At 66.1% G+C, this 25226-nt stretch carries 24 protein-coding genes; 16 read left to right on the plus strand and 8 right to left on the minus strand.

The features are described from left to right. The first annotated feature begins 1 nt into the window (after nt 1). Nucleotides 2-862 (plus strand): D-amino-acid transaminase, encoded by an 861-nt coding sequence (locus ABIE57_RS03105; RefSeq protein WP_354537537.1) that lies wholly within the window; start codon nt 2-4, stop codon nt 860-862. 6 nt (nt 863-868) lie between these two features. Here ABIE57_RS03105 and ABIE57_RS03110 read toward each other — a convergent pair whose 3' ends face one another. Next, complete coding sequence (locus tag ABIE57_RS03110; RefSeq protein WP_354537538.1) at nt 869-1354, minus strand: hypothetical protein; 486 nt, start codon at nt 1352-1354, stop codon at nt 869-871. A gap of 105 nt (nt 1355-1459) precedes the next feature. Next, the gene (fnrL, locus tag ABIE57_RS03115; RefSeq protein WP_354537818.1) at nt 1460-2194 is read right to left on the minus strand and encodes a transcriptional regulator FnrL; all 735 of its coding nucleotides are present in this window, start codon (nt 2192-2194) and stop codon (nt 1460-1462) included. Nucleotides 2195-2276: 82 nt separating this feature from the next. On the opposite strand from fnrL, the gene hemN reads away from it, so the two are divergent. After that, entirely contained in the window at nt 2277-3632 is a 1356-nt protein-coding gene (gene hemN / locus ABIE57_RS03120; RefSeq protein WP_354537539.1) for an oxygen-independent coproporphyrinogen III oxidase, read from the plus strand. 11 nt (nt 3633-3643) lie between these two features. Here hemN and ABIE57_RS03125 read toward each other — a convergent pair whose 3' ends face one another. The 4 genes from ABIE57_RS03125 to ABIE57_RS03140 all read right to left on the minus strand — a co-directional run bounded on the left by ABIE57_RS03125 (nt 3644) and on the right by ABIE57_RS03140 (nt 8714). Then, nucleotides 3644-4075, minus strand: a complete 432-nt coding sequence (locus ABIE57_RS03125) for a universal stress protein (RefSeq protein ID WP_354537540.1) — start codon at nt 4073-4075, stop codon at nt 3644-3646. Continuing rightward, on the minus strand, nt 4072-6699 hold the full coding sequence (locus ABIE57_RS03130; RefSeq protein ID WP_354537541.1) for a TRAP transporter permease: 2628 nt from the start codon (nt 6697-6699) through the stop codon (nt 4072-4074). Before ABIE57_RS03130 ends, ABIE57_RS03125 begins: the two co-directional genes overlap by 4 nt. Nucleotides 6700-6821: 122 nt before the next feature. After that, nucleotides 6822-7793 (minus strand): TAXI family TRAP transporter solute-binding subunit, encoded by a 972-nt coding sequence (locus tag ABIE57_RS03135; protein ID WP_354537542.1) that lies wholly within the window; start codon nt 7791-7793, stop codon nt 6822-6824. A 36-nt stretch (nt 7794-7829) separates the two neighbouring features. Beyond that, entirely contained in the window at nt 7830-8714 is an 885-nt protein-coding gene (locus ABIE57_RS03140; protein ID WP_354537543.1) for a MurR/RpiR family transcriptional regulator, read from the minus strand. 85 nt (nt 8715-8799) lie between these two features. On the opposite strand from ABIE57_RS03140, the gene ABIE57_RS03145 reads away from it, so the two are divergent. Further along, nucleotides 8800-10122: an aspartate aminotransferase family protein gene (locus tag ABIE57_RS03145; protein WP_354537544.1), complete on the plus strand. Its 1323-nt coding sequence runs from the start codon at nt 8800-8802 to the stop codon at nt 10120-10122. After that, complete coding sequence (locus ABIE57_RS03150; RefSeq protein ID WP_354537545.1) at nt 10119-10877, plus strand: beta-keto acid cleavage family enzyme; 759 nt, start codon at nt 10119-10121, stop codon at nt 10875-10877. Before ABIE57_RS03145 ends, ABIE57_RS03150 begins: the two co-directional genes overlap by 4 nt. On the opposite strand, the gene cobD is transcribed toward ABIE57_RS03150, so the two are convergent. Both cobD and ABIE57_RS03160 read right to left on the minus strand, forming a co-directional pair. Beyond that, a complete protein-coding gene (gene cobD, locus ABIE57_RS03155; protein ID WP_354537546.1) occupies nt 10858-11844 on the minus strand; it encodes a threonine-phosphate decarboxylase CobD in 987 nt (328 codons plus the stop codon). The two genes, ABIE57_RS03150 and cobD, sit on opposite strands and share 20 nt — an antisense overlap. A 116-nt stretch (nt 11845-11960) precedes the next feature. Next, nucleotides 11961-12986 carry a GlxA family transcriptional regulator gene (locus ABIE57_RS03160; RefSeq protein WP_354537547.1) on the minus strand — a complete coding sequence of 342 codons (1026 nt, stop codon included), beginning with the start codon at nt 12984-12986 and terminating at the stop codon, nt 11961-11963. Between the two features lie 145 nt (nt 12987-13131). On the opposite strand from ABIE57_RS03160, the gene ABIE57_RS03165 reads away from it, so the two are divergent. The 12 genes from ABIE57_RS03165 to ABIE57_RS03220 all read left to right on the plus strand — a co-directional run bounded on the left by ABIE57_RS03165 (nt 13132) and on the right by ABIE57_RS03220 (nt 25191). Beyond that, a complete protein-coding gene (locus ABIE57_RS03165) occupies nt 13132-14376 on the plus strand; it encodes an ABC transporter substrate-binding protein (protein WP_354537548.1) in 1245 nt (414 codons plus the stop codon). A 77-nt stretch (nt 14377-14453) separates the two neighbouring features. Beyond that, entirely contained in the window at nt 14454-15725 is a 1272-nt protein-coding gene (locus tag ABIE57_RS03170; protein ID WP_354537549.1) for a branched-chain amino acid ABC transporter permease, read from the plus strand. A gap of 1 nt (nt 15726) precedes the next feature. Beyond that, on the plus strand, nt 15727-16923 hold the full coding sequence (locus ABIE57_RS03175; RefSeq protein WP_354537550.1) for a branched-chain amino acid ABC transporter permease: 1197 nt from the start codon (nt 15727-15729) through the stop codon (nt 16921-16923). Beyond that, complete coding sequence (locus tag ABIE57_RS03180; protein ID WP_354537551.1) at nt 16920-17657, plus strand: ABC transporter ATP-binding protein; 738 nt, start codon at nt 16920-16922, stop codon at nt 17655-17657. Before ABIE57_RS03175 ends, ABIE57_RS03180 begins: the two co-directional genes overlap by 4 nt. Next, nucleotides 17654-18367 (plus strand): ABC transporter ATP-binding protein, encoded by a 714-nt coding sequence (locus ABIE57_RS03185; RefSeq protein ID WP_354537552.1) that lies wholly within the window; start codon nt 17654-17656, stop codon nt 18365-18367. The genes ABIE57_RS03180 and ABIE57_RS03185 overlap by 4 nt, the downstream gene beginning before the upstream one ends. After that, nucleotides 18364-19698 (plus strand): aminotransferase family protein, encoded by a 1335-nt coding sequence (locus ABIE57_RS03190; RefSeq protein ID WP_354537553.1) that lies wholly within the window; start codon nt 18364-18366, stop codon nt 19696-19698. The genes ABIE57_RS03185 and ABIE57_RS03190 overlap by 4 nt, the downstream gene beginning before the upstream one ends. Before the next feature lies 1 nt (nt 19699). Beyond that, a complete protein-coding gene (gene kce, locus ABIE57_RS03195) occupies nt 19700-20626 on the plus strand; it encodes a 3,5-dioxohexanoate:acetyl-CoA acetone transferase (protein WP_354537554.1) in 927 nt (308 codons plus the stop codon). Continuing rightward, nucleotides 20613-21086, plus strand: a complete 474-nt coding sequence (locus ABIE57_RS03200; protein WP_354537555.1) for a GNAT family N-acetyltransferase — start codon at nt 20613-20615, stop codon at nt 21084-21086. Before kce ends, ABIE57_RS03200 begins: the two co-directional genes overlap by 14 nt. After that, nucleotides 21083-22111, plus strand: coding sequence for a histone deacetylase family protein (locus ABIE57_RS03205; RefSeq protein ID WP_354537556.1), 1029 nt, complete (start codon nt 21083-21085; stop codon nt 22109-22111). Before ABIE57_RS03200 ends, ABIE57_RS03205 begins: the two co-directional genes overlap by 4 nt. Beyond that, on the plus strand, nt 22108-23142 hold the full coding sequence (locus tag ABIE57_RS03210) for a dipeptide epimerase (protein ID WP_354537557.1): 1035 nt from the start codon (nt 22108-22110) through the stop codon (nt 23140-23142). The genes ABIE57_RS03205 and ABIE57_RS03210 overlap by 4 nt, the downstream gene beginning before the upstream one ends. Next, nucleotides 23135-24169, plus strand: a complete 1035-nt coding sequence (locus ABIE57_RS03215) for an N-acetyltransferase DgcN family protein (RefSeq protein ID WP_354537558.1) — start codon at nt 23135-23137, stop codon at nt 24167-24169. The genes ABIE57_RS03210 and ABIE57_RS03215 overlap by 8 nt, the downstream gene beginning before the upstream one ends. Continuing rightward, nucleotides 24166-25191, plus strand: coding sequence for a C45 family autoproteolytic acyltransferase/hydrolase (locus ABIE57_RS03220; RefSeq protein ID WP_354537559.1), 1026 nt, complete (start codon nt 24166-24168; stop codon nt 25189-25191). Before ABIE57_RS03215 ends, ABIE57_RS03220 begins: the two co-directional genes overlap by 4 nt. Nucleotides 25192-25226: the final 35 nt, after the last annotated feature.

Here is a 25226-nt window from a genome sequence, read left to right on the forward strand (position 1 = left end):
CATGCGCACCGTCTATGTGAACGGAGACTACCTGCCCGAGACCGAAGCGACCGTGTCGATCTTTGATCGCGGGTTCCTGATGGCCGATGGCGTCTATGAGGTGACCAGTGTTCTGGGCGGCAAGCTGATCGATTTTCCCGGCCATGTCGCGCGGCTGGAACGCTCCTTGCGTGAGCTCGACATGAAAAAACCGGCGGCGTTCGACGATCTTCTGGAGATCCACCGCGAGCTGGTGCGCCGCAACGACATCACCGACGGGCTGATCTATCTTCAGGTCACGCGCGGCAGCGATGGCGACCGCGATTTCGTCTTCCCCGACCCCGAGACGACCGAGCCCACGCTGGTGCTCTTCACCCAGTCGAAGCCGGGGCTGGCCGATAATCCGGTGGCCCGGCGCGGCATCAAGGTGATCGGCATCGAGGATATCCGCTGGGGTCGGCGCGACATCAAGACGGTGCAGCTTCTTTATCCCTCCATGGGCAAGATGATGGCCCGAAAGGCCGGCGCCGATGACGCATGGATGATCGAGGACGGCCATGTGACGGAAGGAACAAGCAACAACGCCTATATCGTCAAGGGCGGGCGGATCATCACCCGGCAGCTTTCCAACGACATCCTGCACGGCATCACCCGCGCCGCCGTGCTGCGTTTTGCCGAAGAGGCGCAAATGCAGGTCGAGGAGCGGCCCTTTACCATCGACGAGGCAAAGACGGCGGACGAGGCCTTTGTGACCTCCGCCAGTGCCTTTGTCCTGCCGGTGGTGGAGATCGACGGTGTGACGCTCGGGGCCGGGACGCCGGGGCCGGTGGCAAGCCGGTTGCGGGAAATCTATCTCGAGGAGAGCCGCAAGACGGCGCTCTGAGCGCGCTCAGCCGTGGCGCGCAAGCCTTGCAAAGGCCGCGCGCAGCGCCCCGGCCTCGTGCGGGCCGCGCAGCGTCTCCTGCACGTTGCCGGCACCGTCGAACAGCAGCAGCGTCACATGCGGCACACCGTATTGGGCGGCAAAGCCGGTGCCCTCGGGGGTGCGGATATTGGCGACGAGGTAAAGCACCTCCTGCCCCTCGCCCATCCCGCTCAGTGCCTTGCGCGCCTCTGCCTGAAGCGCGTTGCAGATCGGGCATTGCGGATCGTGGACCTGCACGATGGCGGGAACGCCCTGCCCTACCCGGTCCAGATCATGCTCGGCCTGCACCGCCTGCACATGGCGCACACCCCAAAGCCCGGCCCCGCCAAGCACAAGAACCCCGGCCGCGCCATATCCCGCCCGTGACAGGAGCGCGCGGCGCGACAGGGGACTGTCTGCTGCGGGTTGATCTGCCGATTTGCGCACGCGGCGCTTGGTGGATTTCGCCATGGTCCCTCTCCGCTTCCTGATCCTGGCGGACTGTAACGCCAGCGTTACGCCAGAAAAACAGCCCCGCGCAGGAACGCAGATCACAAACCTGTCAGATTGCGGCGTTCAGGACAGCATCCCGCCATCGCTGTCGTCGCCCGCCTCTTCCAGCAGGCGGTTCATGTCGGGCACGGTGACGCGGCGTTTCCCCTCGAGAACGATCACCCCGTCCCTTTTCAGCGCGGAGACCTGCCTGCTGACCGTCTCGAGCGTGAGACCAAGGTAATCGGCCATCGCCTCTCGGGTGAGCGGCAAATCGAAGGTGAGCGGGCCACGCTTGCCGCCCAGATGCAGCGCGGCATCGCGCCGCCCGATGATCGCCAGCAGCGAGGCGATCTTTTCCCGAGCCGTCTTGCGGCCCAGAACCAGCATCCACTCGCGTGCGGCATCGAGCTCGTCAAGCGTCATCTCAAGGAGGCGCTGCGCGATATGGGGCGTGCGCACCATCATTTCCTCGAACGGCTTGCGGCGGAAACAGCACATGACGATATCGGTCGTGGCCACCACGTCATAGGCGGCGCGCGACCGCCCCGGACGGCCCACGAAATCGCTGGGCAGCAACAGGCCCACCATCTGCGTGCGCCCGTCCTCCATGGTCTGCGTCAGCGTGGCGATGCCCGAAACCACCGAGGCCACGAAATCCATCGCGTCGCCCGACCAGATCACCGTCTGCCCGGCCTCGAAGCTGCGGTAATACTTGATCGCGTCGAGCCGGTCGAGCTCGTCCGGTTCGCAGCGCGCACAGACGGCCCGGTGCCGGATCGGGCAATCCGCGCATTCCAGCGCGTGCGTGTCCGCAATTTTTCCAAGCGTTGCCACTGTCAGGCTCCCGCAATTGATCTGGGTCAAGGACTTCAGGTGTTTCAAACGTAATCCTTGGCGCATGGATACGCAAACCAAACTGGGCAGTCTGGGTCTTTTTGATGCCAAGGTGCCGCGCTACACAAGCTACCCGACGGCCCCGCATTTCAACCGGGCGGTCGGGGAGGCCCATTTTGTCAACTGGATCAGGGCGATACCGGAGGGCGCGCAAATCTCGCTCTACGTGCATGTCCCCTTCTGCCGCAGGCTATGCTGGTTTTGCGCCTGCCGGACGCAGGGCACGCAATCGGACGCGCCCGTGTTGGCCTATCTGGAGACACTCAAGACCGAGATCGCCATGCTGGGCCGCACCCTGCCGGCGGGCGTGCGCCTGTCGCGGCTGCATTGGGGCGGCGGCACGCCCACGCTTCTGTCGCCTGCGATGATGACCGATCTTGCCGGGGCGATTCACGAGATCGCGCCCTTTACCGAGACGACCGAATTCTCGGTCGAGATCGATCCCGGAGAGATTGACGGGCCGCGCCTCGATGCGCTGGCGGCGGCGGGGATGAACCGCGCCTCGATCGGGGTGCAGGATTTCGACGACGAGATCCAGAAAACCATCGGCCGGATCCAGGACTATGACATCACCCGGCAGGCGGCAGAAGAGATCCGCGCACGCGGTATCCAGAGCCTCAACGCCGATATCCTTTACGGCCTGCCGCATCAGAGCCGCGCGCGCATCACCGAAAGCGTGCAAAAGCTTCTGTCGCTCAGCCCGGACCGCGTGGCGCTCTATGGCTATGCGCATGTGCCGTGGATGGCCAAGCGGCAGCAGTTGATTCCGTCCGATGCCCTGCCCACCCCGCAAGAGCGGCTTGCCCTCTTCGAGACCGCGCGGCGGCTGTTTCTCTGGGACGGCTATGACGAGATCGGGATCGACCATTTTGCCACCCCTTCCGACGGTCTGAGCGTGGCGCAGCGCGCCGGACGGCTGCGGCGGAATTTCCAGGGCTATACCGACGACACCGCCGATGTGCTGATCGGGCTTGGTGCCTCGTCCATCTCGCGCTTTCCGCAAGGCTATGCGCAGAACGCACCCGCCACCGGCGCGCATACCGCAGCGATCCGAGAAGGGCGGTTTTCCACCACCCGGGGCCATGCCTTTTCCGAGGACGACCGGCTGCGCGCGCGGCTCATTGAGGCGCTTATGTGCGATTTCCGCGTGGAGGCCGCCGAGATCACCCGCGATTTCGCCATCACCCCAAAGGCGCTTCACACGATGCTCTCGGAGGTTGACCGCGCCTTTGCCGGACATCTGCGGCTCGACGAGAACGGCCTCGCCATCCCACTCGACGCGCGCCCGCTCACCCGGATGATCGCCCGCAAGCTCGACGCCTACGAGATGAACGCCGAGGGCCATTCCTCGGCGATCTGAGGTGCGCGTCGCTACCGCACGACCATCACCGAGCATTTGGCGTGCCGCACCACGCGCGCCGCATTGGGGCCAAGCAGATAATCGCTGAAATCGGGCTTGTGCGCGCCAATGACGATGAGCGCCGCCCCATCAACCTTGGCCGCGCGCAGGATCTCGTCATAGGCGTTGCCGGTGCTCACGAGGTGGCGCACGGTCTTGTTGGCCTCTTCTCCCAGGACTTCGATCACAAGCGCGTTCAAAAGCCGCTTGGCCTCGGCCTCCAGCGTGTCGTGATGGCCGCTGCCAAAGAAGCTGCCCACCACGCTCATGCCGTAATCGGGCACCACGGTGATCACATCAAGCTGTGCGCCGTCAAGCGCGGCAATCTGCGCCGCGCGGCGCAGAACCTCGTCATCCCGATGCGGGTTGCTGACGTCGAGGGCACAAAGGACAGGACCGCTCATGCCGTGGCTCCTTTCTTGAATTCCGTCTCTTCCCGGCCCAACCGCGCGCGTTGCAACAGCGCGATAAGCGCCAGCAGCACCAGGGCCGGAATGAACATCAGCTCCTGCGGCCACTGATCGACCGGTGCCTTGACCGAGGCGATGATCACCGGCTCGTCACCATAGAAATCATATCCCTGCATCGTCTCGGCAAAGGGCGAACTGAACGACGGCTCTTCCAGCAGCACCCGGTCGCCTTCGGGGACAAGCACCAGCCCGAACTCCTGCAACAGGGTCGCGCCATCGGCATCGCTTGTCACCGAAAGGACCAGCGTCGTCTCTTTCGGTTTTCCGCTCATGAAATCCGGACCCGCCACCACCATTCGCAAATCCTGACCTGCATGGGCAGCATCGAGCGCCTGCTCAAGCCGCGCAGGCTCCACGATCTCGAAAGGGGGCTGGATCCGGTTCATGAAGTAATCGGGACGGAACAGCGCAAAGGCCACAAGCACCAGCGCGGCGCTTTCGTAAATGCGGTTCTTGGTCAGGAACCATCCCATCGTCCCGGCGGTAAAGACCAGGATCGCGATGGTCGCCACGATGAATGTGATGATGCCCTGCGTCACCGTCACGTCGATCAAGAGCAGGTTGGTGTTGAAGATGAACACGAAGGGAAGCGCCACCGTGCGCAGGCTGTAGAAGAACGCGGTAAAGCCGGTCTTGATCGCGTCGCCCCCCGACACCGCCGAGGCCGCGAAACTCGCCAGCCCCACCGGCGGCGTCACATCCGCCATGATCCCGAAATAGAACACGAAAAGATGCACGGCAATCAGCGGCACGATCAGCCCCGATTGCGCGCCAAGCTGCACCACCACCCCCGCCATGAGCGAGGAGACAACGATATAGTTGGCCGTGGTCGGCAGGCCCATGCCCAGAACAAGGCTCAAGAGCCCTACCATGATCAGCATGAGCACGAGATTGCCGCCCGAGAGGAATTCCACCAGATCGGCCATCACCTGCCCGACACCGGTCAGCGTCACCGTGCCCACGATCACGCCCGCCGTCGCCGTGGCAAGGCCGATCCCGATCATGTTGCGCGCGCCTGCGATGAGGCCCGTCACAAGGTCCATGACACCGGCGCGAAACGCGTTGGCCATCTCGCTCTCGCCCCGGAAAAGCGTCTTGAGCGGTCGTTGCGTGAGCAGGATCACAAACAGCAGCGCCGAGGCCCAGAATGCCGAGAGACCGGGCGATTTCTGCTCGATCATGAGGAAATAGACCAGCACCACGATAGGCAGCAGATAGTAAAGCCCTGCCTTGTAGATCTCGCCCACATCGGGCAGCTTCACCTCCTCGGCGTTGGGATCGTCAGGCTCGAGATCCGGCACCCCCGACGCCAGCCACAAAAGCGCGAGATAGGACAGGACCAACAGTCCCGACAGGATCAGCGCCGACCCCTCGGGCACCGCCGCCACGACCCAACCGATCGGGAATTGCACCCCGTAGCACAGCGCCGCAAAGCCCACGAAAAACGCGAACATCCCCCCGATCGTGCGCCCAAGGCTCACCACCCGGTCGCCGATCGTCGGCATGTTCTGCTTCACCGCCTCCAGGTGCACGATATAGACCAGCGCGATATAGCTGATCGTGGCGGGTAGAAAGGCGTGGGTGATCACCTCGACATAGGAAATCCCCACATATTCCACCATCAGAAAGGCAGCGGCCCCCATCACCGGCGGCATGATCTGCCCGTTGACAGAGCTTGCCACCTCGACCGCGCCCGCCTTTTCGGAGGTGAAGCCCACCCGCTTCATCAGCGGAATGGTGAAGGTGCCGGTGGTGACCACGTTGGCGATGGACGACCCCGAGATGAGGCCGGTCGCGGCAGAGCCGACAACGGCGGCCTTGGCCGGACCGCCTCGCAGGTGGCCGAGCGCGCCGAATGCCATCTTGATGAAGTAATTCCCCGCCCCCGCCTTGTCGAGGAGCGCGCCGAACAGCACGAAGAGAAAGACGAACCGCGTCGAGACGCCCAGCGCGATGCCGAACACCCCCTCGCCGGTGATCCACATGTGGCTCATCGCCTTTTGCAGGCTTGCCCCCTTCCAGCGGATCACCTCGGGCACCCATTCGGACGCGCCGAAGAACACGTAGGCAAGGAAAATCGTGGCGATGAGCGCCATGGCCGGCCCGAGCGCGCGCCGCGCGCCTTCAAACAGGATCAGAAGGCCAACCAGCGCCACCCATTTGTCGGTGTCATCGGCCAACCCGCCACTGCGCACGATCTTGTCGTAGAAAAAATATCCGTAAAGCGCGACGAACGTGCCGATCAGCGCCAGCACCCAGTCATAAGCCGGGATGTAGGACCGCGGACTGCTGCGAAACATCGGGTAGGCCATGAACGCAAGGAAGATGGCGAAGGCCAGATGGAATTGCCGCGAATTGTTCAGAACCGAACCGGGCAGCAGGGAATTGGCTATGGGCGACGCGAGCGCGATCTGGAACAGCGACCAGATCACAGCCATGGCCGCGAGGAAAAGTCCCACCGAACCCGCCGGATTGCGCGCGCCGCCATCGCTGGAAGAGACCAGTTCCTGTAGTTCGGCCTCGCTCAGCGGGCCTTTGCCATTTGTCTCGCTGGTCATCGTCACATCTCCCTGTCGCGCCGCGTTTGGTCCGCAGTCTGTCAACGTTAGGCGATTGGGGTCATTTTCCCAAACGCAAACGGCAGGGGCGGCGCACCGCCCCTGCCGGGGTCATTGGCCGATCAGTCGATCAGGCCCTTTTCCTTGAAGTATTTCGCCGCACCGGGATGCAGCGGCGCCGACAGGCCGGCGCTCGCCATTTCCTTGGGATCAAGATTGGCGAAGGCCGGGTGCAGCCCGCGGAAATCGTCGAAATTGTCGAACACCGCCGCGACCACCGTATAGACCGCCTCGTCCGAGACATTGGCAGAGGTGACAAAAGTCGCGCCCACGCCGAAGGTGGCCACGTCCTCGTCGGTGCCGCGATACATGCCGCCGGGCACGGTGGCACTGCGGTAATAGGCGTTCTCGGAGATGAGCGCGTCGATGGCCGGGCCCGTCACGTTCACCAGAACGCTGTCACAGGCGGTGGTGGCCTCCTGAATCGTGCCCGAGGGGTGGCCCACGGTGAACACCATCGCGTCGATCTGGTTGTCGCAAAGCGCCTGGCTCTGTTCGGCGGGGCGCAGTTCGGCGGCCAGTGCGAAATCGCTCGCGCTCCAGCCCATCTTTTCCATCACCACCTCGAAAGTGCCGCGCGCGCCGGAACCGGGATTGCCGAGGTTCACCCGCTTGCCCTTGAGGTCGTCAAAGGTCTTGATGCCGCTGTCGGCGCGGGCCACCACGGTGAACGGTTCGGGATGGATCGAGAACACCGCGCGCAGCTCCTCGAACGGACCATCGGCGGCGAAATTGTCCGAGGTGCCGTGGAAGGAATGGTGCTGCCAGTCCGATTGCACGACGCCGAATTCCAGTTCGCCCGCGCGGATGGTCTTGAGGTTGTAGACCGAACCGCCGGTCGATTCGACCGAGCAGCGGATGCCGTGCGTCTTGCGGTCCTTGTTGACCAGCCGGCAGATCGCGCCGCCGGTAGGGTAATAGACCCCGGTAACGCCGCCGGTGCCGATGGTGATGAACTCCTCGGCCATGGCAGCCGGGGCCATCAATGCGACAAGCGCCGCGCCGGTCATCGTGAACTTGAACCTGTTGAACATCATAGTCTCCCTTTGATTGATGTCGTTACGGTAGATTTAGCCGTCCCAGACCTCTCCGAGACGGCGGCTGCTCTGTTCGACCTGCGCGATGCGGGTCCGGGCCGCGCTGCCTGCGCGCCCGACCAGCATTCCCACCAGCACCTCCGAGAAGGCCAGGGTGGTCACGTAGGACGAATAGAAATGTGGGCTGTCGGTGGGCAGCACGAACCCCGCCGATGCCTGCCCAAGCGCGGGACAGGCCGGGCTGTCGGTGATGACCACCACAAAGGCACCCTGCGCGGCGCCCATATGCGCGGCCTCGATGGCGCGGCCAGCATAGGGCGGCTTGGTCACGATCACCAGCGCGTCACGCCCGTCCAGCCCGGTCAGCGTGGCCCCGAGAGAGGCCCCCATGCGCCCCGCCATCGACCAGTTGCCCGCGCAGAAATTCGCCATGTAGGACAGGTATTCCACAACCCCGGTCGAGCCAAGCGCCCCGAACAGAACCACGTTGCGCGCCGCGTGAAGCCGCTCGACCGTGCGCTCGAGCAGGGACAAATCCACATCGCGCACCAAGGTCTGGAGATTGCTCTGGCAGGCGCTGATATGAGCTTCGAAAAACCCGGTCTGTTCCGCCTCATGCGCCGATTGAAGCCGCTCGGCGCGCTCCGCAAAGCTGTTGACACGCCGCCCGATCTTGGCGCGCATCGCCTCGCGCAGGGCCTCGAAACTGTCGTATCCGAGCGCGCGCGCCAGCCGCGAGAAGGTGGCGGGCGCAAGCCCGCTCTCCTGCGCCACCGCCCGCAGCGACCGCGTGGCGATGTCCACCGGATGCGCCGCCACATATTCCGCCGCCTGCCGCAGCTTGTCGCTGAGGCGGTCGAAATTGCGGGCAATACGCTCCTCGAACGACGCCGCCGAATGGTCCCCCCGGATATTCATTGAAACAAGTCGTTCCATTCGTTTCATCTATTGTCAACACTTGATTCATTTGTTTCACTAGCGCCACCCATCAAAGGATGCCGCCATGACCCATGTCTTTCCCCGCCACAGCCGCGCCCGCCCGCCCGTCGCCACGCGCGGCGAGGGGGCCTATATCATCGACGCGACCGGCAAGCGCTATCTCGACGGCTCGGGCGGGGCGGCGGTCTCCTGTCTTGGCCATTCCGACGCGGAGGTGACGCAGGCGATCAAGGATCAGGCCGACCGCATCGCCTTTGCCCATACCGGGTTCTTCACCTCCGAGCCTGCCGAGCGGTTGGCCGACCGGCTGATTGCCCACGCGCCCGAGGGGATCGAACGGGTCTATTTCGTCTCGGGCGGGTCCGAGGCGGTGGAGGCCGCGCTGAAACTCGCGCGCCAGTATTTTCTGGAGAAGGGCGAGGCCAGCCGCACCCGTTTCATCGCCCGCAAGCAGAGCTATCACGGCAACACGCTCGGCGCGCTCGGAACGGGGGGCAACCTGTGGCGGCGAGAGCCGTTTGCGCCGCTGATGGTGGAAACCTCCCATATATCGCCCTGCTACGCCTATCGCGGGCGGCAGGACGGTGAGACGCCCGAGGATTACGGGCTGCGCGTCGCCGATGAGCTTGAGGCCGAACTGCGCCACCTCGGCCCCGAAACCGTCATCGCCTTCGTGGCCGAACCGGTCGTCGGCGCGACCCTTGGCGCGGTGCCGCCCGCGCCGGGCTATTTCAAGCGCATCCGCGAGATCTGCGACCGTCACGGCATATTGCTGATCCTCGACGAGGTGATGTGCGGGATGGGGCGCACCGGCACGCTTTTCGCCTGCGAAGAGGACGGCGTGCGCCCCGATATCGTCACCATCGCCAAGGGCCTCGGCGCGGGCTATCAGCCTATCGGCGCGATGCTGTGTTCGGGCGCGATCTATGCCGTCATCGAAGGGGGCACGGGATTTTTCCAGCATGGCCATACTTATATCGGCCATCCCATCGCCTGCGCCGCCGCCGATGTGGTGGTGGAAAAGCTCACGACAGGCGGCATGACCGCGCGCGCGGCAAAAATGGGCGAGCGGCTGAACGCGGCCCTTAACGAGGCCTTTGGCCAACATCCCCATATCGGCGACATTCGCGGGCGCGGCATGTTCCGCGGGCTCGAGATCGTCGAGGACCGCGCCACCAAGACGCCCTTTGCCCCCGAACGTGCGATCAACAAGACGCTGAAGGCCGCCGCTTTTGACGCCGGGCTGATCTGCTATCCGATGGGCGGCACCATCGACGGGCGGCACGGCGATCACGTCCTGCTTGCGCCGCCCTTCATCATCGACGACGCCCAGATCGAGGAGTTGGTCGGCAAACTCGGCACCGCGCTGCGCAAAGTCCTGCCATGACGCCGCTGCCCCGGCTGATGGTCGCCCCGACCGGCGCGCGGCGAAGCAAGGCCGATCATCCCGCCCTGCCCGTCACCCTGCCCGAGATCGTCGAGACGGCCCAAGCCTGTCTTGACGCGGGCGCGGACGGGCTGCACCTGCATTTGCGGGACGGCGCGGGGCGGCACCTGCTTGACGCCGGGGCCTATCGGGAAGCGCTGGACGAATTGCGCCAAACCGTCCCCGCCATGACGCTCCAGATCACGACCGAGGCCGCGGGCCTCTATGCGCCCCCGCATCAGCGCGCCGTGGCGCTTGAGGCGGGGGCCGATCTCGTCTCGGTCGCCCTGCGCGAAATGGCCGCCGAAACCGAGGAGGCACCGGGCTTTTACGCCGCCTGCGCCGCGCGTGGCATTGCCGTGCAGCATATCCTTTACGATGCCGCCGATTTCGAGTTGCTCGCGCGGCTCCTGCCGCCCGACCTTCTGACAGCGCCCGATCTGCAACTCATCTTCGTGCTGGGCCGTTACAGCGCCGGACAGGAAAGCGACGCGCGCGACCTCGCCCCCTTCCTCGACCGCCTGCGCACCCGCGAGGCCCCCGCCGATTGGGCGGTGTGCGCCTTTGGCCGGTCAGAAACCGCTTGCCTTCTGGCCGCGCATACGGCGGGCGGCAAGCTGCGCGTGGGGTTCGAAAACAGCCTCTGGCACGCTGACGGTCGGCTCGCCCGCGACAATGCCGACCGCGTGCGCGCGCTCAGGGGCGCGCTGCGCTGAGCGCCGCGTCCAGCCGCGCCCAGCCCCCCTGCGTCCCCGGCAGACCAAGCCGGATCCATGTCGGCGACCACGGGAAAATCCGGCTCCATATCCGGGCGTGGGCAAGGCTCTCCTGCGCCGCCGCTGCATCCGCCACATGGTAGCTGCGAAAAAGCACCGTGCCGCCGATGAGCCGCCATCCCGCCGCCACCGCCATCGCATCGAGCCGCGCCGCATCGCGTGTCAGTCGCGCGCACGTGGTCGCCTGCCAGCCGGTATCGGCGAGCGCCACCCGCCCCGCCGCAATCGCCGGGCCGGAAACGGGCCACGGCCCCGCCATCTCGCGCAGCCTGCCAGCCAGCGCCCCGTCACACAGCGCAAAACCCAGCCGTAGCCCTGCCAGCCCGTAGAACTTGCCGAAGGATCGCAGCACCACCACATTTCCCACGCCATCGAGCAAGGGGGCCAGCGACAGGTCCGGCTCCGGGTCGGCAAAGCTCTCGTCCACCAACAGGAGACCCACCTGATCCGCCAGCGCCAGAAGCGCGGCGGGCGCGTGCCGCCGCCCGCAAGGATTGTTGGGATTGACCACCACCGCCAGGTCGGCCCCGGCCAGCGCCTCGGGCGCGTCCACGTCCTCGACCGTCCAACCCGCCGCGCGAAGGGCAGCGGCATGTTCGTTATAGGTTGGCCCCAGCACCCGCGCGGCACCGCGCGCCCCAAGATACGGCACCGCCTGAATTGCGCCCTGTGCGCCCGCCAGCGGCACCACCTCGGCCTGCGTCCCGTAACAGGCCGCCGCCACGGCGCTGAGCGCCGCCATGTCGTCCCGCGTCGGCAAGGCGGTCCATGCGCGTTCGGGCAGGCAGGGCATCGGGTAGGGCACCGGGTTTATCCCCGTCGAGAGGTCCAGCCACTCGGTCATGGCCCCGCCAAAACGCCGCCGCGCCGCGTCAAGATTGCCGCCGTGATCCCTCGATCTCGTCATGTCCGCCCCCGCCCCTTCTCTGAAACGTGTCGCCTGTGCAGGCCCGTTCGATTGCAAGGCCGGGCGGCGATCATGACGACCGGACGAAAGGCAGGCACGGGACACGCCGGACGCATCTACCCCAGCCCCCGCCGGATCGCACCGGGCGTTCTCCCAAGCCGCCTGCGGCAATGATCGGCAAGGTTCGCGCCGCTGGCAAAGCCTGCGGCATAGGCCACCGAGGTGATCGAGCGCGCGGTGTTGCGCAGCATCCAGACCGCCGCGCGCAGCTTGGTTTCCAGCAGATACGCCTTCGGGGCCATGCCCACCTGCGCCTTGAAGAGCCGCAGGAAGTGCCGTTCGCTCAGGCCAAGCGTGCGCGCCAGTGCGGCGATGGAGGGGGTCCGGCTCGCCTCGGCGTCGAGGATCACGAGCGCGCGCTGGATGCGCGGATCGGTGATCGCGCCCCGCTCGGCCCCCTCGGGCGGCATCATCACCGGCGGGGCCTCGGGCGTGGGCAAGGTCATCTGATGCTCGACCTTGGCGGCGCGATCGGGACCCAGATGCGCGCCGATCAGCCGTTTCATCAGCGGCAGGATCGACACGCCTCCCAGCACCGTCGTGACATCGCCCGCCGCCGCGAAATCGCGGTTGGTGACAAAGCGGTGGCCGGGAAAGGCGGCCTCGAAATCTCCCCGGTGATAGGGATGCACACAGACCGGACGGCCATCGAGAAACCCCTCCCGCGCCAGCACGAAACTGCCGGTGCAGACCCCCACCAACGGCACGCCTGCCCTCCGCGCGGCGCGCAGGTAATCGCGGTGGCGCGGCGGCGCGCTCTCCATGTCGCGCAAGAGGCCGCCGATGACAAAGAGATGATCGAACCGGCCGGGATGGACGTAATCCGAGGTCGCGGGCACCGGAATCCCGCAACTTGACCGTATCGCAGACCCCGGCGCGCCGACGATCTGCCAGCGCGCATAGCGCGGCTGCGAATCGTCGCCGTGATCGCCAGCATGACGCAGGCTCTCGACCAGCCCCGCGAGCGACATCATCGGAAAGCTGGGCCAGAGCAGGATACCCACCGAAAGAGCCGTCTCGGTGCGCGGCGTCAGTGCCTCGAATTGCGGCACGTCCGGCTTCGCCTTGCTGCACGGGTCCACCCGAACGCATCCTTATGTCTGTTTTCAGATGAAAATGACGGATAAACGAAAGACAGGGCCTCGGCAACTGCCGCAACGTGACGTCACAGGCGCGTGATGCGCCCCAATTCCGGGACCAACACCGGACCAGACAGGGAGACTTGAGATGACCAGCATTCTGACACGGCGCGGCCTCATGCTGTCAGCGGCGACGCTTGCGCTGTCCACGGGCGCGGCCTTGGCGCAGGACTGCCCGATCAAGATCGGCGCGCTCGCGCCGCTTTCGGCCCCGGGCACCGTGGTCGGCGGCGAGGCGATGCGTGACGCCATGATGCTCGCGCAGGCCGATATCAATGCGGCGGGCGGCGTGCTTGGCTGCCCCATCGAGGTGGTGCTTGCCGATAGCGAGGGCCTGCCCGAGCGCGCCACCGCCGTGACCGAACGCCTGATCACCCAGGACAACGTTGTCGCCATCGGTGGCGGCTATCACAGTTCGGTGGGCGTTGCGGCCAAGGAAGTGGCCGATGCGCGCGGCGTGCCGGTGGTCTTTGCCGAGACGTGGAACGACACCATCACCGGCGACAAGCACAAATACATCTTCCGCATCGCGCCGCTGTCCTCCTGGACATCGAACGTCAACTGGCAGTTCGCGCTGACCCTGCCGGACGTCAAGAAAGTGGCGATCCTGACCGAGAACACCGATTACGGCATCCCCGCCAGCCAGGAGACGGCCAAGGGGCTTGAGGCCAACGGCGTCGCCGCGACGATCTTTTCGGTCGATATCGGCACGCAGGATTACGCGGGCATCGTCGAGCGGATCAAGGCGGAAAACCCTGACATGATCATCACGCTGGTGACCGGCGAGGCGGCCTTCAACTTTACCCAGCAGGCGGCGGATGCAGGGATAGGGCCGATGGACCTGCCGTTCCAGACCGGGCAGGACGCACTTGAATCGGGCACCTACTGGACCAACGTGCCGGATGGGCAATACGCCTTTGTCCAGCGCATCGGCGTGCCGGAAAGCCAGTTCACCGACAAGGGCCGCGCCTTTGCCGCCGCCTACAAGGCCAAGACCGGCAAGTCGGACGTGGAAAGCTACGCGATGGAGGCCTACGATTCCATCGCCGTTCTGGCACAGGCGATCGAGGAGGCGGGCAGCACCGATGGCGATGCCATCGTCACCGCGCTGGAGAGCATCAGCCACGAGGGCACGCTGGGGCGGATCTATTTCGACTACGGGTTGAAGCGTGATCCGTCCGCCGACGGCAAGGGCGATGAATGGTGGCACCAGTGGCCCGATCCGGCCATCACCATCATCCAGTTCCAGAAAGAGGGGCAGGCCTCGACCGAGGCGGCGATCGTCTATCCCGAGGCCTACAAGACCGCAGAGCCGATCTGGGTCAACCGGTAAGCGGGTCCGGGCCGGGACGCCCTCCCGGCCCGACCGTTCCGCTTGAAGCGCCGACCGTGCCAACGGAGGATTGATCCGTGCAGACACCCGAAATTTTCTGGACCGTCATCCTGTGGATGATCGGCTGGGGCGTGCTGGGCGCGGTGCTCTTGCGTCGTCGCTATCTCGCGCGCGATCTCGACACGACCAACGTGCCGTTTGCGGGCGCAATGGCGGGCGCGGCCCTTGGCCCCGTGGGCGTGGGCCTTTTGTGGCTGCGCACGCCCGCGCTCAGCGCAAAGCTCACCACGGCACTGGCACTGCTGGCGGTGGCGCTGATCGCGGCGGCGTTTTCCTTCGCCGATCCGGAAAACAACTGCGTCGCCAACGGTGCCTTCCGCGCCAGCCAGATCACCAACGGCATCATCATCGGCATCATCTACGGGTTCATGGCGCTTGGCCTGACGCTGATTTTCTCGATCCTTGGCGTGGTCAGCTTTGCCCATGGCGAGTTCTACATGATCGGCGGGATGCTCGTTTACTACATCACTGTCGTGTGGTTTCCCGATGCGGGGCCGCTCATGGGCGTGCTCGGGGCCTGTTTCATCGCCTTCTGCATCGGTGCGCTCTTCGAGCGCGCGATGCTCACGCCGATGTATAGTGGCAAGATCGACCGTCCGGTGGAATACGGCATCCTCGCCACCTTCGGGCTGGCCTTTACCCTGCAATATTTCGTGCAGGCGGTGCACGGGGCAAGCCCGGTCAAGGTGCAACGGTTCATCGATTTCCCGCGCTTCGAGTGGCCCGCCGGGGCCGAGACGCCGGTGATCGAGACCAGCCGGGGCAATCTGACGCTGTTCGATACGGTTTCGATCTCCAATCCGCGCTTCACCGCCGCCGTGACCTGTATTCTCGTGCTGCTGGCGCTTTTATACCTGCTGCACCGGACATGGACCGGCAAGGCGCTGCGCGCGGTCAGTCAGGACCGCGAGGCCGCCGCCATCGCGGGCATCGACCCGAACCGCATGAACATGCTGGCCTTTGCCCTTGGCGGCATGATCGCCGCACTGGCGGGCGCGCTCTTGGTGCAGGCGTTTTCCTGGCTGCCGCAGGTGGGGGCCATTCCGGCGATGCGCTCTTTCGTGATCGTGGTTCTGGGGGGCCTCGGCTCGCTGCCCGGTGCCTTTGTCGGCGGCATCATGGTGGGACTGGTGGAGGCGGCGGGAACGGGCTGCATCCCCGACGCGCAAAAAGCCGCGTCCTACATCCCGGCTTACGGCATGATCGTGCTGACGCTGACGCTGCTCTTGCGGCCTACGGGGCTATTCGGGCGGCGGTTCTCGTCGGGTATGCACGGACAGGGAGGCTGAGATGCGACAGGTTCCCAATATCGCCGGTCTTGGCCTCGTGCTTTTCTTCGCGGCCTTCCCGCTGGTCTATACGGGCGGCAATTACGACTATGTCATGCATGTCCTCATCACCGGCTTTTTCTACGCGATCCTCGCGTCAAGCTGGTCGATGCTGGCGGGCTATGCCGGACAGTTCAGCTTTGGTCACATGGCCTTCATGGGGATCGGGGCCTATGGCGCGGCGCTTTTCAGCCATTATTTCTACATCACCGCCGCGCCCACCGGCACCTGCACCGAGTTTGCGTTCTTCGGCAACTGGCTGGTGATCAAGAACGCCATCGGCGTCACCTCGACCACGCTGACGCAGGATTGCCTGCAACAAGCGATCACCGAATGGGGCGACAGCGTGCGGGTCTGGCGGATGCCGGTGCTTCTGGGGATCGTGCTGGGCACGGTGGCAGGCGGACTTTCGGGGCTGCTGGTGGGGCTTCTGGTGCTGCGGCTGCGCGCGGCCTATCTCGCGCTTTTCACGCTGGGCTTCTCGGAAATCATCAAGGCGGTGATCTCGGCGGAGATCGACATCACGCGCGGTCAGGCGGGGATGGTGCTTCCGGCGCTCTTCGATGACGGGGTCACGATCCTTGGCACCGAGTTCACCCGCACCGACAAGATACCGCCCTATTATGCCATGTTCGGCCTGCTGCTGTTGTGCCTTCTGATCCTGACATGGCTCGCCCGCTCGCGCTTTGGCCTCTTCGTGCGGGCGCTGCGCGAGGATGCCGATGCCGCCGCCGCATTGGGCGTCAACACCACGCGCTACAAGGTGTTTGTCTTTACCATCACCACCGCCATGGCCGCGGCGGCAGGTGCGGTGCAGGCGCATTACATCCAGATCGTCACGCCCAACATGCTGTTCCTGCTGCAAATGTCACTTGTCGTGGCGATGGCCGTGATCGGCGGGGTGGAAAACTTCGTCGCCGCCGCGCTTGGGGCGATCTTTCTTCAGGTCATGCTCGAGCTGATGCGCACAAGCTTTTCCATCGGCGGGGTGACGGTGGACATGACCACATGGCGGCTGGTGTTCTTCGGGGTGCTGCTCATGGTGGTGCTGCGGTTTTTCCGCAACGGCCTTATCGCGCCGCTCATTGACTATTTCGCCCGCGCGGGCGTGGCCGAGGAAACCATCGCCAAACGCCGCGCAGGGGAGGCGCAGCCATGATCCATCTCAAGGTCACCAACCTGCACAAGAGCTTTGGCGGGCTGCACGTCCTCAAGGGCGTCAATCTGGAGGTGAACGGGCCGGAACTGATCGGTGTGCTTGGCCCCAATGGCGCGGGCAAGACGACGCTCACGAACATTCTCGACGGCGCGATCACGCCCTCCTCGGGCACGGTCTATCTCAACGGGCAGCGCATCGACCAGTTGCAGCCCTACGAGGTGGCGCGCGCGGGGCTGGGGCGCACGTTCCAGGTGACGCGCAGTTTCCGGCGCATGACGGTGCTGGAAAACCTCTATGTGCCCGCGCTGGCGCTCGGCCATATGAGCCAGGGGCGCGCGCTGACCGAGCGGGCGACCGAGGTGCTGGAGTTTCTCACCATCGACCACCTGCGCAACGAGTATGCGCGCGCGCTCTCGGGCGGGCAGCAGAAGCTGCTGGAACTGGGGCGGCTTTTGATGCTCGACCCCGATGTGATCATCCTCGATGAACCGTTCGCGGGCGTGCATCCCAAGCTGATGGAGGTGATCTATGCCTATATCCGGCGGATGAAGGCCGAGGGCAAGGCGATCATCCTCATCTCGCACCAGATGGACGCGATCTTTGCCCTGTCAGAGCGGCTGATCGTCTTGAATTTCGGCGAGCTGATTGCCGATGGCAAACCCGATGACGTCAAGAACGACCCCGCCGTGATCGAGGCCTATCTGGGCCGCGACGACGAGGAGGATGCCGCATGAGCGAGGCCGTTCTCGAACTGCGCGACCTGTCGGTAGGCTACTACCGCGATCTCAACATCCTGTCGGACCTGCACCTGACCGCGCGGCGCGGGCAGATCACCACCATTCTGGGCGCGAATGGCGTGGGCAAATCCACGGCACTCAAGGCCGCGTTCGGCTTTCTGCGGCCGTTTCAGGGCGAGGTGCTGCTTGAGGGCAAGAACATCATCGACGTCCCCACCCATCGCCGCATCAACGAGGGGCTGGCCTATATCCCGCAGCAACCGGGCGTGTTCAAGGACATGACGGTGGAGGAAAATCTCGAGCTTGGCGGCTGGACGTTCCGGCGCGACCGCGCGCAGATCCGCCGCAAGATCGAGGCCAATTACGCGCGCTTCCCGGCGCTGCGTGACAAGCGCAAGCAGGCCACCGGCGAATTGTCGGGCGACCAGCAACGTATGGTCGAGATCGGGCGCACGCTGATGGCCGAGCCGAAAATGCTTCTGGTCGATGAGCCGACGGCGGGGCTGTCAAAGCTGCTGGCGCAGGAGGTCTATGACATGCTGACCGATCTGCGCGACGAGGGGCTGACGATCCTGCTGGTGGATCAGGAAATCCGTCAGGCGCTCAAGATCGCGGATTATGTCTATGTGCTGGAGCTTGGGCGCAACAAATACGAGGGGCCGTCGTCGGATTTCACCGATCTGGAAAAGGCCTTCTGGGTGGCATGATGCAGGACACATCGCGGCTTTTCTACGGCTCCCGGCGCAGGCGGCCGCGCCTTGCGCGCGCGGAAGGCGTCTATATCGACGCGGTGGACGGGCGGCGTTGGCTTGACGGCTCGTCGGGGGCGATGGTGTGCAATATCGGCCACTCGAACCCGGCGGTGCTCGAAGCGATGCGCGCGCAGATGGAGGTGGCAACCTTCGGCTACCGGCTGCATTTCGAGACCGAGCCGGCCGAGGCACTGGCCGAGCGGCTGGCGGGGATCGCGCCCGAGGGGCTCGGGCGGGTGTTCTTCGTCTCGGGCGGATCGGAAGCGGTGGAATCGGCGCTGAAACTCGCGCGCAGCCATGCGCTTGCCATGGGCGAGGCGCAGCGGTGGAAGGTGATCTCGCGCTTTCCGTCCTATCACGGCTGCACGCTTGGGGCGCTCTCGGTCACGGGCTATGCGCCGATGACCGCGCCCTATGCGCCGATGATGGCCGCGATGCCGAAAATCCCCGCGCCGCGCGCCTGGCTTGACGGCCTGCCGCTCGATGACCCCGCGACGGGCGAGCATTACGCCGACATGCTGGAGGCGCAGATCCTGCGCGAAGGCCCCGAGACGGTGCTCGCCTTCATTGTCGAGCCGATCGGCGGGGCCTCGACCGGGGCGCTGATGCCGCCTGCGGGATATATGCGGCGCATCCGCGAGATTTGCGATCGGCACGGCGTGCTCTTGATCCATGACGAGGTGATTTCGGGCGGCGGGCGCACGGGGCGCTGGTTCTCGGGCGATCACTGGGGCGTGGTGCCCGACATGATCACGATTTCCAAGGGGTTCGGCGCGGGCTACATGCCGCTTGGCGCGCTGATCGCGCGTGACAGCATCGTGGAGGCGGTGCTTGACCACGGCAGCTATCCGCACGGGTTCACCTATGCCGGCAACCCGCTGGCCTGCGCGGCGGGGCTGGCGGTCATCGACGAGATCGAGCGCCAGGGCATGATGGCGAACGCCATGGCCATGGGCGATCTGTTGCGGTCCCGGCTGGAGGCGCTGATGCAACGCTACGAGATCGTCGGCGACGTGCGCGGCATTGGGCTTTTGCAGGCGTTCGAACTGGTCGCGGACCGCCAAACCCGCGCGCCCCTGCCCAAGCATCTGGATGCCTATGACCGGCTGGTGGAGGCGGCCTATGACGAGGGGCTGATCATCTATTCCCGGCGCTCGCGGGGCGGGCATGAGGGCGATCATTTCCTCGTCGCGCCGCCGATGATCGTGACGCCCGCGCAGGTGGACGAGATCATGGAGAAACTCACCCGCGCGCTTGACCGTTTCACCGCCGAGTGCGGGCTGTAACATGTCCAGGATCATCCTGACCTGCGCCGTGACCGGCTCGATCCACACGCCCTCGATGTCGCCCTACCTGCCGTTTCGGGCAGAGGACATCGCCGATCAGGCGGTCGCGGCGGCCAAGGCGGGGGCGGCGATCCTGCACCTGCACGCCCGCGACCCCGAGACGGGCCGCCCCTCGGCGCGCGCCGCGCATTACATGGAGTTCCTGCCCGAGATTGCGCGGCGCAGTACAGCCATCGTCAACCTGACCACGGGCGGCAGCGCGGTGATGAGCCTTGACGAGCGCCTTGAGGGGCCGCTGGCGGCAGAGCCGGAAATGTGCTCGCTCAACATGGGCACGATGAATTTCGCGCTTTATCCCATGGCGGAGCGGATCACCGACTGGCGTTTCGACTGGGAACGGCCGTTTCTGGAAGGCTCCGACGATCTGGTGTTCAAGAACACGCCGCGCGATATCGCGGCGGTCTTGCGCCTCATGGGCGAGGAGCGCGGCGCGCGGTTCGAGTTCGAGTGCTACGATACCGGCCACCTGACCATGCTGCGCCATTTCATGGATCGTGGCCTCGTGCGCGCGCCGGTCTTCATTCAGTTCGTGTTCGGCGTTCTGGGCGGCATGGCCGCCCTGCCCGAGAACCTGATCCACATGAAATCCCTGGCGGATCATTACTTTGGCGAGGATTACCTCTTTTCGGTGCTGGCCGCCGGACGATACCAGATGCCCATGGCGGAAATGGCGGCGGATATGGGCGGGCATGTGCGCGTCGGTCTGGAGGACAGTTTGATGATCGCGCGCGGGCAACTGGCGCGCTCCAATGCCGAGCAGGTGGAGATGGTGCGCGACCTTGTCGAAGGGCTGGGGCGCGAGGTGGCGACACCTGACGAGGCGCGCGCGATGCTGGGGCTGAAAGGAGCGGATCATGTCCGGTTCTGACGTGGTCCGGGTGGCAAACCTCGAGGACATGCCCGCGCTCATGCACGCCTTGCAATCGCTCGCGCGCGACCTCGATGATCCCTTTCGCATGGAGGCGGCGACGCTTGAGGCGGCGCTTTTCGGCCCCTCCCCCCGTGCCTTTGCCCTGCTGGCGGGCGCGCAAGGGGCCGTTTTGGCGCAACCCAATCTCAGCACCTCGCTCGGCGGCACGGTCACCTTCGTGTCGGACCTGTGGGTGAGCGAGACCGCACGCGGCACCGGGCTTGGCCGCCGCCTGCTGGCCGCTGCGGCACAGGAAGGGGCGGCGCACTGGCAGGCGGTTGCGCTGCGCCTCACTGTCTATGAGGGCAACACGGGCGCGCGCGCTTTCTATGACCGGTTGGGCTTTGTCCTCCGCGCGGCGGATCGCAACGCGCTGCTCTCCGGCGACGCCCTCACCCGATTGATGGAGCAATCATGAAAGCGTTTCTCGACCCCCGCCAATCCGCCCATGACCCGCGTCACTTCATGGCCAATGGTGCCATCCTGCCCAACCCCGAGGTGCCCGCCCGCGTCGATATCCTGCGCGAAGGCGCCGAGGCGGCAGGGCTGCGCATCCATGCGCCAGAGGATCACGGGCAAGGCCCGATCGCCGCCATTCACAGCGCCGAATACCTCACCTTCCTGCGCTCCATCCACACCCGCTGGCAGCGGATCGAGGGGGCGGGGCCCGAGGTGATCCCCAATGTCCACCCCGCGGGCCGCTCCGACAGCTATCCGCGCTCGGCGGTGGGGCAGGCGGGCTATCATCAGGCCGATACCGCCTGTCCGATCGGGGCCGGGACATGGGAGGCCGCCTATTGGTCGGCGCAAACCGCGCTTTCCGGCGCGGCGGCACTGGCGGGCGGCGCGCGCGCGGCCTATGCGCTCTGCCGTCCGCCGGGGCATCATGCCTTCGGCGATCTGGCGGGGGGGTTCTGCTTTCTCAACAACGCCGCGATTGCCGCCGAACACTTGCGCGCGCGCGGCCTGCGCCCCGCCATCCTCGATGTCGATGTGCATCACGGCAACGGCACGCAGGGCATCTTTTATGCACGCGGTGATGTGCTGACCGTCTCGATCCATGCTGATCCTGCGCGGTTCTACCCGTTCTTCTGGGGCCATGCGCAGGAACGCGGGACGGGCGCGGGGTTGGGCGCGAACCTCAATCTGCCGCTGCCGCGCGGCACCGATGATGCGGGCTATATGACGGCGCTGGCGACCGCGCTGGAGCGCATCGCGGATTTCGGCGCGGATGCGGTGGTGGTGGCGCTCGGCCTTGACGCGCATGAGGATGACCCGTTTCAGGGCCTGCGCGTCACCACCCCCGGTTTCCGCGCCATCGCCGCCGCGATTGCAGGGCTTCACCTGCCGCTTCTGCTGGTGCAGGAGGGCGGCTATGTCTCGGACGCGCTCGGGCGTAACCTCACGAGTTTTCTCACCGGCATCACGGAAGGTGCGGCATGATCATCGACTATCGCACGATTTACCTGAAAAAGCGCTTTCCCCTGCGCATCTCGCGCGGCGAGATCACGGGGGGCGAGAACCTCTTTGTTTCGATCACCGAGGGGGCGCTGACCGGCTGGGGCGAAATGGCCCCCGGTGCCTCGGAAGGGGCCGCGACCGTGGCCGAGGGGCAGGCGCAGCTTGAGGCGTTCTGCGCGCACGGCCTGCCCGGCTCGATCCACGAGACATGGGAGGCCGCGCAGGCGGCTGGCGTGGCGCCTTGTGCGCTCGCGGCCCTCGACATGGCGCTCTGGGACCTGCGCGCCAAGGAGGCGGGGATGCCGCTCTACCGCCTGCTGGGCCTGCCCCGGCGCGGCGTCGTGTCCTCGGTCACGGTGGGGATCAACCCGCCCGAGGTGGTGCGCGAGCGGGTGCCGCTTCTGCTCGCGCGCGGCGCGCGCGCGCTCAAGATCAAGCTGGGCAGCCCCGAGGGGATCGAGGCCGACAAGGCCATGTTTGCCGCCGTGCTGGAGGCCGCAGAGGGGAGCGGTGCCGCGCTTCGGGTCGATGCCAATGGCGGCTGGTCGCTGACCGATGCGCGTCACATGATGGGGTGGCTCGCCGCGCGCGGGGTGGAATATGTCGAACAACCGCTGGTGCGCGGGGCCGAGGATCAGCTTGCCGCGCTTTTCAAGGATCGCGCGCTGCCGGTCTTTGTCGATGAATCCTGCCGCTTTGCGTCGGATATTCCGGCCTATGCCGATGCCGTGGACGGGGTGAACCTCAAGCTGATGAAATGCGGCGGGATCACCGAGGCGCTGCGCATCGTCGCCACGGCGCGCGCGCTTGGCCTCAAGACGATGATCGGCTGCATGGGCGAAAGCTCGGTCGCCATCGCCGCCGGGGCCTCGCTCTCGGCGCTCTTCGATTATATCGACCTCGATTCCCATCTCAATCTCGACCCGGACCCGGCCAAGGGCGCGCCTTTCGTGGATGGCGTCACCCTGCCCGAGGACCGCCCCGGCCATGGAGGAGCCTTGAACCATGCTTGATGCGTCCCGACCCATTGCGCTTTATGCCGAGGCCACGATGGGCCAGCTCAACGCCAAGATGGCCGAGGGCATCCTGCGCTATGGCCGCAACCCGGTGGCGGCGGTGATCGACAGCACGCAGGCGGGCCGCCGCGTGCGTGATCTCTGCCCGCTCGACAGCGACGTGCCGGTGGTGGCCACGCTGGAGGAGGCCGAGGCGCTTGGCGCGGAGGTGCTGGTTCTGGGCACCGCGCCGTCGGGGGGCCGCGTGCCGCCCGAATGGATGGCGATCCTGCGGCAGGCGGTGGCCGATGGCCTCAGCGTCGTCAACGGGATGCATGACCGGCTGGAGCCGGTTCTCGGCCCCGATCTGAAACCGGGCCAATGGGTCTGGGACCTGCGCGTGCCGCAGGGCGACATGCCCCCGATCGCCATGGCCCGCGCGGCAAAGCTCGACAATATCCGCGTGCTGATGGTCGGCACCGACATGGCCATCGGCAAGATGACGGCGGGGCTGGAGCTGACCCGCAGCTTGCAGGAAATGGGGCGCGACGCCGCGTTTCTGGCCACCGGGCAGACCGGCATCGCCATCACCGGGCGCGGCATTCCGCTCGATGCGGTGCGCGTCGATCACGCGGGCGGCATGGTCGAGCGGATGGTGATGGAGGCCGCCGCGCATGAGGTGGTGGTGATCGAGGGGCAAGGCTCGCTTTTGCATCCGGGCAGCACGGCAACTTTGCCGCTGATGCGCGGCAGTTGCTGCAACCGGATGATCCTGTGCCACCGGGCGGGGATGACAGCGCTCGATACATTGGACGAGGTGCGCGTGCCGCCCTTGCGCGAGGTGATCGCCCTCAACGAGGCGGTGGCGCGCGCGGCGGGCGCTCTCACGCCCGCGCGGGTGGTGGGCATCGCGCTCAACACCGCGCGGCTGAGCGTGGCCGAGGCCGAGGCCGCGTTGCGCGCCGTCGAGGACGAGACCGGCCTGCCCGCCACCGACCCGGTGCGTCAGGGGGCGATGCGACTGGCCGAGGCGGTGATGGCATGAGCGGCGCGCCCGAGTTGGGCCGCATCACCGCGCGCGGCACCCCGCGCGAGGTGGGGCGTGCCCTGGGCGAGGCGGGGCGCGCGGCGGTGCATCAGGTGCTGATCGGCGCGCCCTATTGGCAGGCCGTCACCGCGCCAGACCACCGCGCGGCGGTGGCGCGCATGGGGGACGGGCTGCGCACGCGGTTTCCGGCAATATGGGCGGAGCTTGAGGGGCTGGCCGAGGGCCTTGCCCTGCCCTTCGCGGAGGTGCTCGCGTGGAACTGTCGCGGCGATCTCGTCTCGAACGCGCCCGATGGCTGCACCACGGTGCTGTTGCCGGGTCCGGAGCCGGTGATTGCCCATAACGAGGACGGGCTACCGGGGTTTCACGGCCACGTCTTCCTTGCCGACGTGACGCCGGTGGGCGCACCCGGCTTTACCTCGTTCTGCTATCCCGGCTCTATCCCCGGCCATACCTTCGCCATGACCGAAGCCGGGCTGGTGCAGGCGGTCAACAATATCCGGCTGCGCGGCGTCGTGGCCGGGGTGCCGCGCATGGCACTGGGACGCGCGGCGCTTGGGTGTCACTCCCTTGACGAGGCGGCCGCGCATTTCAAAGCCAACAATGACAGCGGCGGGTTCCACATGGCCTTTGCGCAGGCGGGCGATGCACGCCTCCTGAGCGTGGAATATGGTGGTGGCGCGGTTTCGGTGGTGGAGGTGCGCGAACCGCAGGTCCATGCCAATCACGCCCTCCACCTGCACCTTGGCCCCGAGGGGCAGAGCATCACCCGCTCCTCTGCCGACCGGCAGGCGCGCGGCACGGCCCTTCTGGCCCAAGGCATCCTGAACCCGCTTGCCATCCTGCGCGATACGGGCGGCCCCGGCCTGCCCGTCTTTCGCACCGCGCCCGACGATCCCGACGACGAGAACACGATGGCGACAGCGGTGTTTCGGGTTCGCGCGACCGGAGTGGATTGGGAAGTGCGCGCGCAGGGCGACATGGCGGTGGCGCATGCGGGTGAGGTTGCCCGCGGCTGATCCCCCCAAAACAAAGGACCCCCGCAAAAGCGAGG

The organism is Roseovarius sp. MBR-6, from assembly GCF_040547525.1.
Lineage (GTDB): Bacteria > Pseudomonadota > Alphaproteobacteria > Rhodobacterales > Rhodobacteraceae > Roseovarius.